The organism is Uliginosibacterium sp. TH139 (assembly GCF_002855595.1).
Lineage (GTDB): Bacteria > Pseudomonadota > Gammaproteobacteria > Burkholderiales > Rhodocyclaceae > Uliginosibacterium > Uliginosibacterium aquaticum.
This window is the reverse complement of sequence record NZ_PKRR01000002.1, coordinates 271,372-287,596: the sequence shown is the minus strand read 5'-3', so window position 1 is coordinate 287,596 and position 16,225 is coordinate 271,372. Positions and strand designations below refer to the sequence as shown.

General features: G+C 63.3%; 12 protein-coding genes. 5 read left to right on the top strand and 7 right to left on the bottom strand.

Going from position 1 to position 16,225, the window contains the following annotated elements; genetic code table 11:
• Nucleotides 1-10 precede the first annotated feature (10 nt).
• Both C0V76_RS04955 and C0V76_RS04950 read right to left on the bottom strand, forming a co-directional pair.
• Nucleotides 11-952, bottom strand: a complete 942-nt coding sequence (locus tag C0V76_RS04955; protein WP_101941268.1) for a response regulator transcription factor — start codon at nucleotides 950-952, stop codon at nucleotides 11-13.
• Complete coding sequence (locus C0V76_RS04950) at nucleotides 939-4,397, bottom strand: ATP-binding protein (RefSeq protein ID WP_101941267.1); 3,459 nt, start codon at nucleotides 4,395-4,397, stop codon at nucleotides 939-941. The genes C0V76_RS04955 and C0V76_RS04950 overlap by 14 nt, the downstream gene beginning before the upstream one ends.
• A 277-nt stretch (nucleotides 4,398-4,674) precedes the next feature.
• Here C0V76_RS04950 and C0V76_RS20375 point away from each other — a divergent pair, with 277 nt between their 5' ends.
• Nucleotides 4,675-7,293: a DUF3141 domain-containing protein gene (locus C0V76_RS20375; protein ID WP_101941266.1), complete on the top strand. Its 2,619-nt coding sequence runs from the start codon at nucleotides 4,675-4,677 to the stop codon at nucleotides 7,291-7,293.
• Between the two features lie 90 nt (nucleotides 7,294-7,383).
• On the opposite strand, the gene C0V76_RS04940 is transcribed toward C0V76_RS20375, so the two are convergent.
• The 4 genes from C0V76_RS04940 to nhaR all read right to left on the bottom strand — a co-directional run bounded on the left by C0V76_RS04940 (nucleotide 7,384) and on the right by nhaR (nucleotide 10,615).
• A complete protein-coding gene (locus C0V76_RS04940; RefSeq protein WP_101941265.1) occupies nucleotides 7,384-7,875 on the bottom strand; it encodes a hypothetical protein in 492 nt (163 codons plus the stop codon).
• A gap of 17 nt (nucleotides 7,876-7,892) precedes the next feature.
• Nucleotides 7,893-9,107, bottom strand: coding sequence for an MFS transporter (locus C0V76_RS04935; protein WP_101941264.1), 1,215 nt, complete (start codon nucleotides 9,105-9,107; stop codon nucleotides 7,893-7,895).
• 81 nt (nucleotides 9,108-9,188) lie between these two features.
• On the bottom strand, nucleotides 9,189-9,626 hold the full coding sequence (locus C0V76_RS04930; RefSeq protein WP_101941263.1) for a hypothetical protein: 438 nt from the start codon (nucleotides 9,624-9,626) through the stop codon (nucleotides 9,189-9,191).
• 86 nt (nucleotides 9,627-9,712) lie between these two features.
• Entirely contained in the window at nucleotides 9,713-10,615 is a 903-nt protein-coding gene (gene nhaR / locus C0V76_RS04925) for a transcriptional activator NhaR (RefSeq protein WP_101941262.1), read from the bottom strand.
• A gap of 116 nt (nucleotides 10,616-10,731) precedes the next feature.
• Between nhaR and C0V76_RS04920 the strand changes: the two genes are divergently transcribed.
• The 4 genes from C0V76_RS04920 to C0V76_RS04905 are packed head-to-tail and all read left to right on the top strand — an operon-like array spanning nucleotide 10,732 to nucleotide 13,361.
• Entirely contained in the window at nucleotides 10,732-11,088 is a 357-nt protein-coding gene (locus tag C0V76_RS04920) for an HPF/RaiA family ribosome-associated protein (protein ID WP_101941261.1), read from the top strand.
• Nucleotides 11,089-11,117: 29 nt separating this feature from the next.
• Entirely contained in the window at nucleotides 11,118-11,798 is a 681-nt protein-coding gene (locus tag C0V76_RS04915; RefSeq protein ID WP_101941260.1) for a Bax inhibitor-1/YccA family protein, read from the top strand.
• Nucleotides 11,799-11,830: 32 nt separating this feature from the next.
• Nucleotides 11,831-12,304: a hypothetical protein gene (locus C0V76_RS04910; RefSeq protein WP_143707353.1), complete on the top strand. Its 474-nt coding sequence runs from the start codon at nucleotides 11,831-11,833 to the stop codon at nucleotides 12,302-12,304.
• Between the two features lie 34 nt (nucleotides 12,305-12,338).
• Nucleotides 12,339-13,361 carry a TerC family protein gene (locus C0V76_RS04905; RefSeq protein WP_101941258.1) on the top strand — a complete coding sequence of 341 codons (1,023 nt, stop codon included), beginning with the start codon at nucleotides 12,339-12,341 and terminating at the stop codon, nucleotides 13,359-13,361.
• A gap of 131 nt (nucleotides 13,362-13,492) precedes the next feature.
• Here C0V76_RS04905 and C0V76_RS04900 read toward each other — a convergent pair whose 3' ends face one another.
• Nucleotides 13,493-16,216: a nitrate reductase gene (locus C0V76_RS04900; protein WP_101941257.1), complete on the bottom strand. Its 2,724-nt coding sequence runs from the start codon at nucleotides 16,214-16,216 to the stop codon at nucleotides 13,493-13,495.
• Nucleotides 16,217-16,225: the final 9 nt, after the last annotated feature.

The window sequence follows — 16,225 nt, the reverse complement described above, 5'->3', positions numbered from 1 at the left end:
GGGACGGCGCTCAGCCGCGCAGTTTTTCGAGTGCCAGCTTGGCGGCCGCCGTACGGTTCTCCACGCCCAGCTTCTCGTAGATGTGCTCCAGATGCTTGTTCACGGTGCGCGGTGAGGAACCGAGGATTTCGCCGATATCCGGGCTGGTCTTGCCCTTGCATACCCAGTAGAGCACTTCGGCTTCCTTGCGGGTCAGCGTGAAGGCGGCAAGCAGGGCCTCGATCTGCGCGGCATCGTTTTCTTCGCGCAATACGATCAGCCATTCGCCGTCGGCGGTTTGATCATGCAGGGTGAAGATCAGGCGCCGGGATTCGTGGGCGATGTTGAGGGGCAGCAGCGGGCTACCGGGTTCGCGGCGCGCCTGATCAAGGGTGCGGATGATCCATTGCAGCAGCGGCGGCGGCGCCAGTTCGGCAGCGCTTTCGGCCGGGAAGTAGTCGGCCAGCAGGCGGCGCGCGAGCGGTGTTTGCCAGGTGACGCGGCCGCTCTCGGGGCGCACGGCCAGGGTAGCCTGGCCAAAGGCGTCCAGTGCGCTGCGCGCCTGCTTCATCTGGCGGGCGCTGGCCAGGTGGCTGCTGATGCGGGCAATCACCTCGCCGGTGCGCACCGGTTTGCTCACGTAGTCTGAGCCGCCAGCGTTGAAGGCCGCCACCACATGCTCGGTTTCGGTGAGGCCGGTCATGAAGATGATCGGGATGTGGCGGGTGGAAAAGTCGGCCTTGAGGCGACGCGCTACTTCGAAGCCATCCATGCCGGGCATCAGCGCGTCGAGCAGGATGATGTCCGGCAGGCTCTGGCGGGCGCGGGCCAGGGCCGAGTCGCCATTGATGGCGACCAGCACAGTGAAGCCGGCCTCATCGAGCGCATCGTGCAGCACGGAGAGGTTTTCCGGTACGTCATCGACGATCAGGACGAGATCGGTGCGGCTGCGGTCGAGGTCAAGCGGCGGCATCGAGGGCTTTCTTCACACGCTGTTGCAGGCTATCGAGATCGAATTGTGCCAGCAGTTCGCGTAGCGGTTGAGCCCAGGCGGCGTGCGCCGGGTTGGCCTGGCTGATCGCATCGAGGGCTGCGTGGATGCCGCGCACATAGCCCAGGCGGACTTGCTGATCGAGTTTTTCGAGCAGCGCCCGGGGCGGCTGGCTGCTGCTCTCCTCTGGCAAGGGCGCGGTGATTTCGGCGGGGGCTTCGATCCATTCCAATTGCAGCGTGCGTCCGATCCAGTCGAGCAGTTCTGCCACCTTGAAGGGCTTGAGGATGAAGTCCTGCGGGGAAACGCCAGCGTCGTTTTCCAGCCCCTTGTCGAAGGCGTTGGCCGAGAGGATGGCGATGAAGGGCGCACTGGTTTCGGTCGTAGCGTCTGTTGTAGAGGCGGACTGATCAGCCTCGGGGCGGCCCGGCGGACGCTGAGCACGAATGCGGCGGATGGTTTCCCAGCCGTCAATGCCGGGCATGGCCAGATCCATGAAGATCAGGTGCGGCTGGAAACGCGGCAGTACTTCAAGGCATTCGATGCCAGAGGCGGCCTGGTCCAGCTCGAAGCCGAGCGGAGCGAGCACGCTGGCGAGCAGCTCGCGGTCGTCGGCCTGGTTGTCGACGATCAGGATGCGCCGGCGCTCGCCGCGGTAGCCGGTGTAGTGGCGGCGTGGCAGTTCGCGGGCGGCCTGGGCTGCATGCACCTGCGGCAGGAACAGGCGCACCGTGAAGCAGGTACCGATGCCGGGTTCGCTCTTCACCGAGAGCTCGCCGCCCATGAGGCCGGTGAGCATGCGCGCGATGGTCAGGCCCAGTCCCGTGCCGGAGGTGCTCTGGGCGCTGCTGCCGCGCGAGAAGGGCTCGAAGATGCGTTCCAGTTCTTCGGCAGAAATGCCGGGGCCCGTGTCTTCGATCTCGAAGGTGGCCATGTCGCGGCTGTGGCGCAGGCGGAACTTCACGCCGCCGACACGCGTGAATTTCACTGCATTGCCCAGCAAGTTGATGAGGATCTGGCGCAGACGTTTCTCGTCGGCCCGCACCACGGCAGGCGGCTCGCCGAGGCACTGGTAATCGAAGGTCAGCGCTTTATGCTGGGCCTGCAGGCTGAACATCTGCACCAGTTGCTCGAGGAGGGCGCTGAAGTCGATGGCGCGGGTTTCCAGGCTGAGTTTGCCGCCCTCGATGCGGGCGATGTCCAGGGTGCCTTCGATGAGCGACAGCAGGTGATCGCCGCTGCGCCGGATCACGCGGATGGCCTGCTGGCGGTGGCTGGGGATGGTGGGGTCATCCTCCAGAATCTGGGCATAGCCGAGGATGGAGTTGAGCGGCGTGCGCAACTCGTGGCTGATCGCGGTGACGTAACGGCTCTTGGCCTGGTTGGCCGCATCCGCAACCTGTTTGGCCTGTTGCAGGGCTTCGTCGGTGCGTTTGTGGGATTCGATCTCGCGCATTAGGAGATGGGTCTGGCGGTTCGATTCTTCCTGCGCCACCTGGCGGCTCTTGTGGGTCAGCACCAGCCACCAGGCAATGATGCCGGAGGCGAGCAGGAGCACGCAGAAGACCTTGGTGAAGGTGCTGCGGATGGCAGGCATCAAGACCGGGTCGACAAGGGTCTGGGCCTGCTGGTAGTACAGCACGCCGAGCAGGGCGGCGAGGCCGGCCAGTACTGCAGCCATCAGCAGCAGGTAGTGGCCCAGCCCGCTGTCGATGTAAGGCCACAGCGAACGCGGCAGCAGGCGGCGCATGCCGGCAGACCACTGTGCGGAGAGGCGTGCGTCTGGCTTGCACAGGTCATGGCAGCGGGCGTCCAGCGAACAGCACAGGGAGCAGATATGGCCTTGGTAGGCCGGGCAGCGCGCCATGTCTTCGCTCTCGTACTCGCGCTCGCAGATCACGCAGCGCAGGGTGCCGGCCGCAGCGGGCACGGCCGGACGGGCGAGGTAGTACTTGCCGCCAGTGGCCCAGGCAATCAGTGGTGAGCTGATCAGGGCGGCAGCCAGTGCGATGAAGCTGGCAAAGGCCTGGGCGTTGGCGCCGAAGACACCGAGATAGGCAAGGATCGAAAGCGTGGAGGCGATCAGCATGGCACCGACGCCGACCGGATTGATGTCGTACAGATGCGCGCGCTTGAACTCGATGCCGGGCGGCGACAGGCCCAGCGGCTTGTTGATGACGAGGTCCGCCACCACGGCCACCAGCCAGGCAATCGCGATGTTGGAATACAGGCCCAGCACCTGGCCGAGGGCCTGGAATACGTCCAGCTCCATCAGCATCAGGGCAATCGCGGTGTTGAACACCATCCACACCACGCGGCCCGGGTGGCTGTGGGTGAGGCGGGCGAAGAAGTTGCTCCAGGCGAGCGAACCGGCGTAGGCATTGGTGACGTTGATCTTGAGTTGCGAAATGATCACGAAACCAGTCGTGATCGCCACCGCCAAACCTGGATGACTGAAGACGGACTCGAAGCCCACGAGATACATCTGGTTCGGGTCGACGGCCCGGTCCACCGGCACCGAATTGCGCAGTGCAAGATAAGCCAGCAGGCAACCTCCGAGCATCTTGGCCACGCCCATCAGCACCCAGCCCGGCCCGCCGACCAGCACTGCGGCGAGCCAGCTTTTGCGGTTCTGCGCCGTCTGCGCGGGCATGAAACGCAGGTAGTCCACCTGCTCGCCCATCTGAGTGATCAGCGCGATGCCCACCGTAAGTGCGGCGCCGAACAGATGCATGTTGAAGCCTGCGCCGAGGCCATTCGCACCGGGATAAGCGGCCAGTTCGCCGAGCACGCCGGGGTTCTTGGCCAGCACGAAGCCAAAGGGCAGGGCCAGTAGGATCAGCCACACCGGCTGGGTGAGGCGCTGCAGGCGGCTGATCACGGTGACACCGTGGGTCACCAGCGGAATCACCACCAGAGCACAGATCAGGTAGCCCCAGGCGGGCGGGATGTCGAAGGCGAGTTCCAGTGCGTAGGCCATCACCGCCGCCTCAAGGGCGAAAAAGATGAAGGTGAAACTGGCGTAGATCAGTGAGGTTATGGTCGAGCCGATATAGCCGAAGCCCGCGCCGCGTGTGAGCAGATCCATGTCCAGCCCGTAGCGAGCGGCGTAGAGGCTGATCGGCGTGCCGCACAGAAAGATGATGATGCCGGTGGCCAGGATGGCCAGAGCGGCGTTGGTGAAGCCGTAATTGACCAGCAAGGTGGCGCCCACGGCCTCCAGCACGAGGAAGGCGGCGGCCCCGAAAGCGGTATTGGCAACCTGCCATTCCGAGAGCTTGCGGAAGCTCTTGGGGGTGTAGCGCAGGGCGTAATCCTCGATGGTTTCACTGGCGACCCAGGTGTTGTAGTCGCGCCTTACCTTCACGACGCGTTGTACGGCATCGTGCTCGTCGGCACTGGCTTGGGGCAGGGGGCTGGGGTTCATCCCTGGAACGATGCAGGGCCTGTGCCCGGGGCGTCAAGCAGCTGAAGTGAAAGAGGATACGCATTGGTTCGGAGGCGCCTGTGCCTGCGGCATTCCCGCCGATGGTGCCGGAGCATCCGGATACAGCCCCTGGCTGGTGCCCGACGCTGTACTTGTGTGCGGTGTCAGGCTCAAACAAACAGGCGTATTGTTGCTGCGCAGCATACTCCCGGCAGGCTCTTTGCGTTGTGCCGTACCTGCCGCCTGAACCGCTTTCCGTTCCTTGTCGGAGATCCGCATGTTCACCGAATTCACCCAGCAGCTACGCAACAGCTTCGAGCTGTATCAGAAGTCCTCCCACCTCTTCTCCCGCCGCAGTGAGCTTGCCAACACTCAGGCCACGGCGCGCTTCAAGGAGGCTCTTGCCGACGCCATGGGCGGCAAGATCACGCCGCAGGAGTTCTGGAGTGGCTATGGCGATTACGTGGTGGATTTCGCGCAGCGCTCCGTGCTTTTCATGGACACCCTGCGCCAGCGCGGCAACAACTATCTTGAGCACGTGAAGGCCGGCCAGCCGCCACTGCTGCACTTCGATTACGAAGTGGTGCTGGATGCACGCAAGTTTGAAACACCGGTCAATTACATGCTGCTGAAGATCATCCCGCCGGCGGGCGTGAAGATCGATCCGAAGCTGCGGCCCTACATCATCATCGATCCGCGTGCCGGTCACGGCCCCGGCATCGGTGGTTTCAAGGATGACTCACAGGTTGGCGTGGCCTTGCGCGAAGGCCATCCGGTGTACTTCGTGTCCTTCCATCCGAAGCCCGAACCAGGCCAGACTCTGCTTGACGTATGTGAGGCCGAACGCCGCTTCGTGGCCGAAGTGCGCCGCCTGCATCCGCACAGCCCCAAGCCAGTGCTGGTGGGCAATTGCCAGGGCGGCTGGGCGGCGATGATGCTGGCTGCCAGCAATCCGGAAGATACCGGCCCGATCGTGATCAACGGCGCACCGATGTCCTACTGGGGCGGCGCCTTCAAGGAAGGCGAGGGCGACAATCCGATGCGTTACGCCGGCGGCATGCTGGGCGGTAGCTGGCTCTCGTCGCTGACGGCAGATCTGGGTAACGGCGTATTCGACGGCGCCTGGCTGGTGCAGAACTTCGAGAACCTGCACCCCTCGAATTCGATGTGGGACAAGTACTACCACGTGTTTGCCAACATCGATACCGAGCCGCCGCGCTTCCTCGAATTCGAGCGCTGGTGGGGCGGATTCTTCCTGATGAACCGCGAAGAAATCGAGTGGATCGTGCGCAATCTCTTCGTTGGCAACACCCTGTGGGAGGGTGATCTGCGTGCGCGTGACGGCGATCGCCTGGACCTGCGCGCGATCCGCTCGCCGATCATCCTGTTCGCCTCGATGGGCGACAACATCACCCCTCCGCAACAGGCCTTCAACTGGGTGGCTGACGTGTATGCCTCCACCGACGACATCAAGGCCAACGGCCAGGTGATCGTTGGCATGCTGCACGAGAACATCGGTCACCTCGGCATCTTCGTTTCCGGCAAGGTGGCGAAGAAGGAGCATGCGCAGATCGTCGAGGTGATGAAGTCCATCGAAAGCCTGCCGCCCGGCCTGTATGCCATGAAAATCAATGAAGAAAAGGGCGCCGGCGGCAAGATTGAGTATTCGGTGGAGTTCGTCGAGCACCGTCTGGAAGACATCTCCCAGCGCCTCAACAAGGTGGGGCGCAAGGACGAGAACATCTTCGAGGCCGTGGCCGAGATTTCCAAGCACAACCAGCGCAGCTACGAGATGTTCGTGCGCCCCTGGGTGAAAATGATTGCCAACGAGCCGATGGCCCAGGCTCTGCGGACCCTGCACCCGCTGCGCCTGCAGCGTTGGATCCTCTCCGACCTGAATCCGATGATGGCTTGGCTGGGGCCGGTGGCTGCGCAGGTGAAGGCCCAGCGCCGCGCCGTGCCGGCAGATGCGCCGCTGAGAAAGGCTGAGCGCTTCGGCTCCAGCATGATGAGTTCGCTGCTCGATTTCTATCGTGACATGCGCGATGGCATGACCGAAAAATCCTTCTTCGAACTCTACGGAAACCTGTTCCTGATGGGGGTGGAAGACCCCGATCGCGAAGTGCCGCAAGTGGTGACCGAGCCTCGCCAGCTGGCGGTGGTGAAGGAGGCGCTGGCCGCCATCGAGCGCGGCGGTTATGCCGAAGCGCTGGTGCGTACGGCGGCCCTGATCAAGCGCCACGGCCAACCCTTCCTGCTGGAGCAGATCGAGCTCAAGCGTGATCTCGAAGAGAGCTATGCTCACCTGCTGCCGAAGATGGCGCGGGCTGACTGGCGCCAGCTTCGCGGGGTGCAGGAAATCATTTGCCGTTACGAGCCCGCGCGTGCCCTGGCTAGCCTGCCGAAACTCCTCAGCAATGCCGACGAGCGCAGCCGTTACCTGGCTTTGCTCGATGCACTGGCTGCTGACCCGCGCTTCATTGAGCATGGTCTGGATCCGTCGCAGCAGGCGATTATCACGAAGATCCGTGCCAGCCTTGCGCAGCCTGCAGTGGCCCGGGGTGCGCCGAAAGCTGCACCGAAGGCTGCAGCGAAAGCGCCTGTCAAAGCCGCAACCAAGCCGGCAGCCAAGCCCAGGGCGGCCAGCAAGTCGGCGGCGAAGCCTGTCGTCGCCAAGGCTGCCAGCAAGGCCGCGCCGAAGCCTGCGCCCAAGTCCGCAGTAAAGGCCAGTGCGGCCGCCAAGCCGAGCGCTGCGCCAGCCCCGGCAGTCGCCGCACGCAACCTGGTGGCTGCCAAGCCTGTAGCCAAGCCAGCAGCCAAACCGGTCGCGGCCAAACCTGCGGCCAAGGCTGTTGCCGTGGCTACCCGCTCGCGCAGTCGCAAAGCGGCCAGCTAACGGCGCTGCGGTTTAGCGCGTGCAGCACTCAGCAAAAAGCCGGGCGTGCCCGGCTTTTTGCGTTGTCATTCGGCCGCTTCGGCTCCAGGCCTAGCGCCCGGGCTGCCGGAAGTCGCTTTCAATCCAGGCACGGGCAGTCGTCTGGCTGAACCGGAAGTCCGGCCCCACCCGTAGCTCGGCGAGCAGCTCGCCGGCGGCATCATGTGCGGACAGTGTGGCGTAGGGGGCGTCCTCGTCCGGCACGATGCAGAGCGAGACTTCGACCACCCCGTCGTCGGTGCTTACGGAGAGACGCTTATTGAGCATCGCATGCAGATGCTGCTCGTGACGGCGGATCACTTCTGATGCGGTTTTCACCAGGGTGCTGAAGGCTGTGGCATCCAGCGGTTTGGGGTTTTTCTTATCGCGTCCCATGGTCCACGGGCCGACCAGTGCGGGTTCCGGTTCGCCGTCGAGAATCATCTCGACGGCCCAGCCGTCGTCATCCTGATTCTTGATCACGCGGGCAGTCCAGCCGCGATCCACCCACAGGCGGTCTTCGTGGATGGAGGGGGATTCGTCGTTTGCTTCGTGGTGTGTCATGGAAAAGATGATTAGGTTCAGGCCTGCAGGCGCTCGCGTTGGGCCAGTTGCGGAAAGAGCCGGATCCACAGGGCGACGATGCCCAGAGTGCCGAGGCCGCCGAGCACCACCGAGCCGACCGCGCCAAAGGCGGCTGCCGTGGCGCCGGACTCGAACTCACCGAGCTGGTTGGAAGCGCCGATGAAGATCGAGTTCACCGCGCTGACCCGGCCGCGCATCTCGTCTGGCGTTTCAAGTTGCACCAGCGACTGGCGGATTACGACGCTGATCATGTCCGCCGCGCCCGAAATCGCCAGCATCGCGAGTGACAGCAGGAAACTCGTCGATAGCCCGAACACTAGGGTCGCTAGCCCATACACGGCCACCGAGCCGAACATCAGCTTGCCTGCACCGCGCTCGATGCTGTGATGGGTCAGCCAGATCGACATTGCAAACGCGCCAACGGCCGGCGCAGCGCGCAGGATGCCCAAGCCCCAGGGGCCGGTATGAAGAATGTCGCGCGCATAGATCGGCAGGAGTGCGGTGGCGCCGCCCAGCAGCACCGCGAAGAGGTCCAGCGAGATCGCGCCGAGCACCGGCTTGCGCTGCCAGATGAAGCGGATGCCCGCGAACAGGCTGTCCCAGCTCACCGGCTGACGCGAGACGGCCGGTGCATGGTCATAGCGCACGCGGGCCAGAAAGATCAGCGCCGTAAGGAAGAGCAGGCCGCACAGCCCATACACCGTCTCGGCACCCGCCACATAGACGAAGCCGCCCGCAGCTGGCCCGGCAATGATGGCGAACTGGGCGCCGGCTGAGTTGAAGGCCAGTGCGCGCGGCAGGATTTCGGCCGGCACCAGCAGCGGCGCCAGCGCCTGCTGGGTGGGCATCTGGAAGGCCTTGGCGGCGCCCAGCGCCACGGAAGCCAGCAGGATGTGTTCACGGCTGATCCAGCCAGAAAGCGTGCCCCATACCATTGCCAGCACCACCAGTCCCTGCGCCACAAGGCACAGGCCCAGCACGCGGCGGCGGTCGAAACGATCGGCCACATGGCCGACCACCAGGGTCAGCGCGAGTGCCGGCAGGAACTGCGCGAGGCCCACCAGGCCCAGATCCCAGGCGCTGTGGGTGAGGTCATACATCTGCCAGCCCACGCCCACCATCAGCATCTGGTTGGCCATGGTGGTGAAGATGCGCGACACCCAGAAAGACAGGAAGGCGTGCTGGCGGAAGAGGGGGTTTTTGAGCGGCATGGAGCAGATTATCTCGCGCTTTGGGCGGGCGTTAGGCAAGGATTGTGGACTAAGCGTTGATGAACTACCCGAAGCGTCGATTCAGTTAGGATGCATCGGTTGGATGAAGGGCGACGCCTTGCTGCCATTGGACGCGGCGGTGCGGCAGATGTTCGAGCGCGCGCAGAACGACATGGCCGATCGCAGCCTGCGTGTGCTGGCCTGCGCCTGGAAGCCTTGCGTGAGCGTGGAGCAGGGCCTGCATCGGTGTGGCCTGCTCGGGCCGGGAGATCCGCCGCGAAGGAGGTGCAGCCCTGCCACGGTGCCAGGCTGCGCGCGATCATGGTCACCGGCGATCATCCGCACACTGCTCTGGCGCCACGCGATCCGCTCTATCTGCAGGCGACCACGGCTTGCCTCATGGCCATCGTGCGGGCGCAGATGGCGAATGTCTTCGTCTGCTGCCCTCTGCAGTTGCCACTCTGGCATTTTGTTGCTGGCCGGGCTGGCACTGGAGTTGGGGCTGTTGCTGCTGATCATCTACACCCTGCTGGGCAACGTGCTCTTCGGCACGGCACCGTTGACCGCCTTGCCGGGGGCTGGAGGAGGCACGCAAGGCCTGCGTGTCACATTGGAGCAAATAGCTCGCCACGTGCGGCATTGCAGATGGCGAGCACGCAGGGATGGGTGATCCGCCGTTCAATCGAAATGGCATAGAAATCCTGCCAGATGGCCGCTGTACGCCCCAGCAGTTTTACACCGTGCTGACTGATGATTTCCGCTTCCAGAATCGTGGGGGCCGCAAAGATGCCGTGACCTTCACGACCGAAGGCCTTGAGCAGTGCACTGTCGTCGAAGACGCCGGCAACGTTTGGATACAGGTGCTCGCTCTCGAGCCAGCGGTCGAGCTGTTTCTGGACTTCGGAGTCGTCGCCATGCATGAGCATCGGCATGCCGTTGAGCGTGGCCGGAAAGCTGCCTGTGCAACGGGCCGCCAGTTGTGGCGCCGCAAAGAAACTCTGGCCGGAGCGCCCCAGCTTGTGGTTATAGGCCTTGACCGAGAGGCCTGTGGGGATCGGGCTGTCGGCGATCACCAGATCCAGTCGGTGGGTAGCGAGTTCGGCCATCAGGCTGTCCAGCTTCCATTCCCGACACACGATGCGTACTGGCTCCGGCAGGCGCATGGCCGGTTCCAGCAGGTGGTAGACGATGGATTTGGACAGGGCATCCGCCACGCCGACCCGGAACTCGATGGCTCGCCCGGACGGGGTTTCAGTGCGAAGAACCTGTTCCATCTCGGCGCCGAGCGAAAAGATCTCGTCGGCAAAGCTGAAAACAGTCTTGCCGGCTTCGGTGAGTTCCAGCTTGCGCCCGCGCTTCTGAAAAAGAGCTTTGCCGAAGCGATCCTCCAGCTGCTTGATCTGTCCGCTGAGGGTTTGCTGCGAGGTGTGTAGCGCCTCGCTCGCCGGGAGCAGGCCGCCTGATTTCGCGACCATCCAGAAGTAGTGCAGATGCTTGTAGTTGGTCATTTCTATATTCCCGTTTTTTCGGAGTATCTGTTTTGATAATCCGAATTTTCAATGGAAGTCTCTGCGCCTAGAGTGAGGCATGTCAATACCGACATCTCTTGAAAGGGAAGCAGATCATGCATATCGACATCCAGTTTCGCGGGATTGATGTGAGCCAGGCCTTGCGTGAGCACGCCGAGCGGCGTGTGCGCTTCACTCTAGGGCGACTCGCGGGGCGGATCGCACGTGTGAGCATCAGCCTGGTGGATATCAACGGCCCCAAAGGTGGTGACGATAAATCCTGCACGGTGCAGATCAGCCTGCAACAGCCGGGCTCCGTCGTGGTGGAGGAGTTGGGCGCTGACTTGTACCAGGTGCTGGACCGCAGCCTGGCGAGGGCCGGGCGCACGGTAGTGCGGCGGCTGGAGCGCCAGGCACGCCAGCGCTATGCGGCACGCAGTGAGCGCATCCCGGCCGAGGCCGAGCTGGTTTGAAGATTCTTGATTCTCAAAGGAGTGTGAGCATGACAAACGGTATTTCTGCCTACAGAACGGGCACGCTGGCAGGGGGTGCATCGCTGCTCGGCACGCATCGCGTACTTCGCAATACCTATGCGCTGCTGGGCCTGACGCTTCTGTTCAGCGCGGTGGTGGCGAGTCTCAGTACTGCACTGGCCTTGCCGGCCCCCGGGTTGCTGCTGACGCTGGGTGGCTTTTTCGGCCTGTTCTTTCTGACCGCAAAACTCGCCAACTCCGGCTGGGGGCTGCTGTCGGTGTTCGGCCTCACCGGTTTCATGGGCTACACCCTCGGTCCGATCATCAATCGCACGCTCGCCATGCAGGACGGCGGCATGATCGTGGCCATGGCACTGGGCGGAACAGCCGTGATCTTTTTCAGCCTGTCGGCCTGGGTTCTGGCGACCAAGCGGGACTTCAGTTTCATGGGTGGCTTTCTGTTCGTGGGGATGGTGGTCGCGTTTCTGGCCGGGCTTGGCGCCATGTTCTTCCAGGTACCAGGGCTGGCACTGGCGGTGTCGGCGGTCGTGGTGCTGCTGATGGCCGGGATGATCCTGTATGAGACCAGCAACATCATTCATGGCGGAGAGACAAACTACATCATGGCGACGGTGAGTCTGTATGTGTCGATCTACAACCTCTTTACCAGTCTGCTGAGCCTGCTTGGTATGGGCGGTAATGATGAATGAGTGGCATGACCTGATTGAATCGAAGGAGAAAAATGATGCGTAGTTATGCGAAGAACAGCCCTCAAGCCGCCGCCCGTTTTCTCGTTTTAGCGGCGCTTGCGGATGGAGATCTGGACCGGCTTGAGCTGGCCGTCCTGGATCATTTTCCGGCCTTGAGAAAGCTGGGGATTGATCGCGACCTCATCGATACCGTGTTGGGCGATTTCTGCGAAGACGCGCAGCGCAGCCAGCGGGTGGGGCCTGACTTCAAGCTTGAATTCAGGCCCGGCGATATCGCTCGTTTGCTGGCAGACATTGATCAGCCGGAATTGCAGCGCAGCCTGTGCCGGGCAGCGCTGAGCGTGATCGGGGCCGACCAGCTTGTGCATTCGGGCGAAGCCATCCTGTTGTGGGCAGCGCTGGATGCATGGGATCTGCAATTGGCCAATGTTTTACGCAGCCCCAAACCCTTCATTCCTACGCTTCGGCCGGACAAGCCTTACCAGCCGAATCCTGCTTCGTACTGAGTCACACAGACTCTTCTCCACTGGATAACAAATCATGCTGACTGTTGGTACGCCTTTGATGTGGACGCTATTCGCGCTATTCGTCCTCCTGGCGCTTGTTCTGGATTTTTTTGCACTCAGCCGCCAAGGCGCCCACAGAGTCTCGATGCGTGAGGCGGGCGTCTGGTCACTGGTCTGGGTGGCGGTTTCCTTCCTGTTCATGGGCTGGCTATGGTGGTATCTCGGCGGGCTGGGAGATGACGCCGCCGCGCGAGAGCTGGCCAATACCAAGGCCATCGAATTCACGACGGGTTATCTGATCGAGAAAGCCCTGGCGGTGGACAACGTCTTCGTATTTTTGATGCTCTTCACCTATTTCGCAGTACCTGCCGAGTTTCAGAAACGGGTCCTCATGATCGGGGTGATGGGGGCCCTGGTGCTGCGTGCGGTGATGATTCTGGTGGGGGCCTGGCTGATCGCCCAGTTCCACTGGATCCTGTATGTCTTTGGCGTATTCCTGCTGTTTACCGGCATCAAGATGTGGTGGGCTGCCGGACAGGAGCCTGATCTGGACAACAATCCGGCGCTCAACTGGATTCGCCGCAAGGTGCGGATCGCGCCGGACTATGACGGCGAGAAGTTCTTCACCTTCGTGAAGGGCGTGCGCATGGCGACTCCGCTGGCCATCGTGGTGGCGCTGATCGGGATCGTCGATGTGGTGTTCGCGGTGGACTCGATTCCCGCAATCTTCGCCATCACCACCGACCCGTTCATCGTGCTGACCTCGAATGTGTTTGCCATTCTGGGGCTGCGGGCGATGTATTTCCTGCTGGCTGGCGCGCATGAGCGTTTCCACCTGCTCAGCTATGGTCTGGCACTGGTGCTGGCTTTCATCGGGATCAAGATGCTGATCGTCGATTTCTACAAGATCCCCGTGGTCCTGTCGCTATCGGTTACTTTTGGCATCCTGGTCACCACCATGCTGCTGTCGGTGTTCATTCCGGCCAAGGGCAAGGGCGGCAGCGCCTATCCGTTCGCGGCGAAAAAAGCCGAGGCTGCCGGGAGTGAGAAGTCCTGAGCCTAGTTTGAGCTTCGGCGCGTGCTGCGAGCTTGCGCCAGCAAGCGTCGAATGAGGCACTCAGAGATGAGAAAAAAAAGGGGGGGGGACGCTGGTTCAGGTCTCCCCCTTTTGATGACTTGAGCCCGGCGTCAGACGATGGCCTTGCTGCCTTCCGCGATCAGGCGCTTCAACTCCGGCACGCAGGAGCCACAGGAGGTGCCGCACTTGAGCCCTTCCTGCAGCTTGGCCAGATCGGCGCCAGCGGCCACTGCAACCTTGATTTCGTTCTCGGATACGTTGAGGCAGTTGCACACAATGCGTCCGCGGCTGTTGCCGGGGCCGGGCGGCTTGGGCAAGGGAGCGAAGAGCCAGCGGCGCACGGTATCGGTCGGCGCGCGCTCGATCATCAGTTCCTTGAGCCAGCCCGCAGCGGCGGTTTCGCCGGTCAGGCGCAGGCCGGTGAGGATGCCTTCCTCGACCATGGCTTTCTTGCTCACGCCGCGGCGCGCATCGGCATAGGCCATGCATTGATCGCCCTGCAGATCCATGAGGGCGTCGAGCTGCTCCAGCCATTCGGTTGGGATCGGTTCGCTGTGGGCGATGCGCAGCACCACCGAGGGAAAGTCGCGTCCAGCCAGCGAGATGACGGCGTAGTCGAACTTTCGCAGCCACGGCTCAAGGGCTGCGGCGCGTTCCAAGGCGAGGCCGTTGGCAGCGTCGGCATATACGGCGCTTCTCATCAGCAGGGCCTGGTGTGGCAGATCGACCTTTTCGATCTGCACCGCTGCATGCTTGAGCTCGGGTTGCTTGGAAAAGGGGTCGACGGTGTTGAGCGTGAGTTCGTTGGCGCCTGAGGATGAGAGCAGATTGCGCCCCCAGTGCATGGCGATGAAGGCGTGCCCCGGCTTGATCTCTTCGGTGGCATAGGCGCGCAGCACCACCTTACCGCGCCGGCTCTTCACGCTGACGAGGTCGCCATCGCGCAGGCCACGGCGTTCGATGTCCGCCTTGTTGAGTTCGATGCGTGGCTCGTCGACATGGGCGTAGAGGCGGGCGGCCTTGCCGGTACGGCTCATGCCGTGCCACTGATCACGCAGGCGTCCGGTGGTGAGGCGCAGCGGATAGCGAGCGTCGATGGCCTCAGAAGTCAGTGTGGTGGCCGGCACGACGAATTTCGCTTTGCCGGACTCGGTCTCGAATTTGCCATCGGCATACAGGCGGGTGCGGCCTTCCGAGGCGCCGGCCGGGAAGGGCCATTGCTGCGGACCGAGTTCGTCGAGCACGGCGTAGGAGAGGCCGGTGATGTCCAGATCGCGGCCCCGGGTGGATTCGGCATGCTCCAGGAAGACGGATTCGGCGTTGGGGTAGGCGAAGAGACGATGCACGTCCTTACGGCCGAGCTTCGCGCCGAGGCAGAGCGCGAAGTCGCGCGCGATGGCCCAGTCTGCGCGGGTTTCGCCTGGGCCGGGAATGGCGGCATTCACATGGGTGATGCGGCGCTCGGTGTTGGTGACCGTGCCTTCCTTCTCTGCCCAGGTCAGGGCCGGCAGGAGCAGGTCGGCGTAGGCTGCGGTTTCGGTGTTGGCATAGGCTTCCTGCAGCACCACGAATTCGCACTTCTCCAGCGCCTCGCGGATCAGGGCCTGTTGCGGCATCGAGTGGGCCGGGTTGGTGCAGGCGATCCACAAGGCTTTGACCTTGCCTTCGCGCACCGCTTCGAAGAGCTCGACGGCAGACAGACCGGGTTTCTCCGGTACGGACTCGATGCCCCACAGCGCAGCGACCTCGGCACGGTGCGCCGGGTTGGCCAGATCGCGGTGGGCCGAGAGCAGGTTGGAGAGGCCGCCGACTTCGCGTCCGCCCATGGCGTTGGGCTGGCCGGTGAGCGAGAAGGGGCCGCAGCCGGGTGCGCCGATCTTGCCGACGGCGAGTGACAGGGCGATCAGCGCGGTGCCATTGTGGGTGCCGTGATGCGACTGGTTCAGGCCCATGCACCACAGGGAGAGTGGGGCCTGCGCTTCGCCCCACCACTTGGCGGCGGTGATGATGTCCGCTTCACTCACGCCGCAGATCTGCGCGGCGGTGGCCGGGGTGGCTTCGCGCACAGCTTCACGCAGGGCTTCGAAACCTTCGGTGTGCTCGCGCACCCACGGCATGTTCACATAGCCTTCCCACAGCAGCACGTGGAGCATGGCGTTGAACAGCCAGATGTCGGTGCCTGGCAGAATCGCCAGATGCAGGTCGGCGCTTGCGGCAGTGTCAGTGCGGCGCGGGTCCACCACGATGATCTTCATGCCAGGCCGGGCGGCCTTGGCGGCTTCGATGCGGCGGAAGGCAATCGGGTGGGCAAAGGCCGGGTTGGCACCGGCGATCAGCAGGCAGTCGGTGTGATCGAAGTCTTCATACGCACAGGGCGGTGCGTCGGCACCCAGCGTCTGTTTGTAAGCGGCTACCGCGCTGCTCATGCACAGGCGCGAGTTGGTGTCGACGTTGTTGGTGGCAATCAGACCCTTGGCGAGCTTGTTGAAGACGTAGTAATCCTCGGTCAGCAGCTGGCCCGAGAGGTAGAAACCGACGGCGTCCGGGCCATGCTCGGCGATCACGCTGGCGAACCTGTCCGCCGCCGTATCCAGCGCCTGCTCCCAGCTCACCCGGGCGCGCGGCTCGGCGCGGCCCTGACGCAGCTCGGGAAAGATCAGGCGGGTTTCCGGACGGGCGGTGAAGTGCAGGGTCGAACCCTTGGAGCACAGGCGGCCGAAGTTGGCCGGGTGATCCGGGTCGCCACGCACTTCGATCACGCGGGCGCCATCATGCTGGATGATGACGCCGCAGCCGACGCCGCAGTAGGGGCAGGTAGCCTTGGTTTCAGCCATGTTTGCTCG

What these genes read in the sequence shown, in the direction of transcription:
- C0V76_RS04955 (WP_101941268.1), bottom strand. Translation starts at nt 952, where the DNA reads ATGCCGCCGCTTGACCTCGACCGCAGCCGCACCGATCTCGTCCTGATC.
- C0V76_RS04950 (WP_101941267.1), bottom strand. Translation starts at nt 4,397, where the DNA reads ATGAACCCCAGCCCCCTGCCCCAAGCCAGTGCCGACGAGCACGATGCC.
- C0V76_RS20375 (WP_101941266.1), top strand. Translation starts at nt 4,675, where the DNA reads ATGTTCACCGAATTCACCCAGCAGCTACGCAACAGCTTCGAGCTGTAT.
- C0V76_RS04940 (WP_101941265.1), bottom strand. Translation starts at nt 7,875, where the DNA reads ATGACACACCACGAAGCAAACGACGAATCCCCCTCCATCCACGAAGAC.
- C0V76_RS04935 (WP_101941264.1), bottom strand. Translation starts at nt 9,107, where the DNA reads ATGCCGCTCAAAAACCCCCTCTTCCGCCAGCACGCCTTCCTGTCTTTC.
- C0V76_RS04930 (WP_101941263.1), bottom strand. Translation starts at nt 9,626, where the DNA reads ATGATCAGCAGCAACAGCCCCAACTCCAGTGCCAGCCCGGCCAGCAAC.
- nhaR (WP_101941262.1), bottom strand. Translation starts at nt 10,615, where the DNA reads ATGACCAACTACAAGCATCTGCACTACTTCTGGATGGTCGCGAAATCA.
- C0V76_RS04920 (WP_101941261.1), top strand. Translation starts at nt 10,732, where the DNA reads ATGCATATCGACATCCAGTTTCGCGGGATTGATGTGAGCCAGGCCTTG.
- C0V76_RS04915 (WP_101941260.1), top strand. Translation starts at nt 11,118, where the DNA reads ATGACAAACGGTATTTCTGCCTACAGAACGGGCACGCTGGCAGGGGGT.
- C0V76_RS04910 (WP_143707353.1), top strand. Translation starts at nt 11,831, where the DNA reads ATGATGCGTAGTTATGCGAAGAACAGCCCTCAAGCCGCCGCCCGTTTT.
- C0V76_RS04905 (WP_101941258.1), top strand. Translation starts at nt 12,339, where the DNA reads ATGCTGACTGTTGGTACGCCTTTGATGTGGACGCTATTCGCGCTATTC.
- C0V76_RS04900 (WP_101941257.1), bottom strand. Translation starts at nt 16,216, where the DNA reads ATGGCTGAAACCAAGGCTACCTGCCCCTACTGCGGCGTCGGCTGCGGC.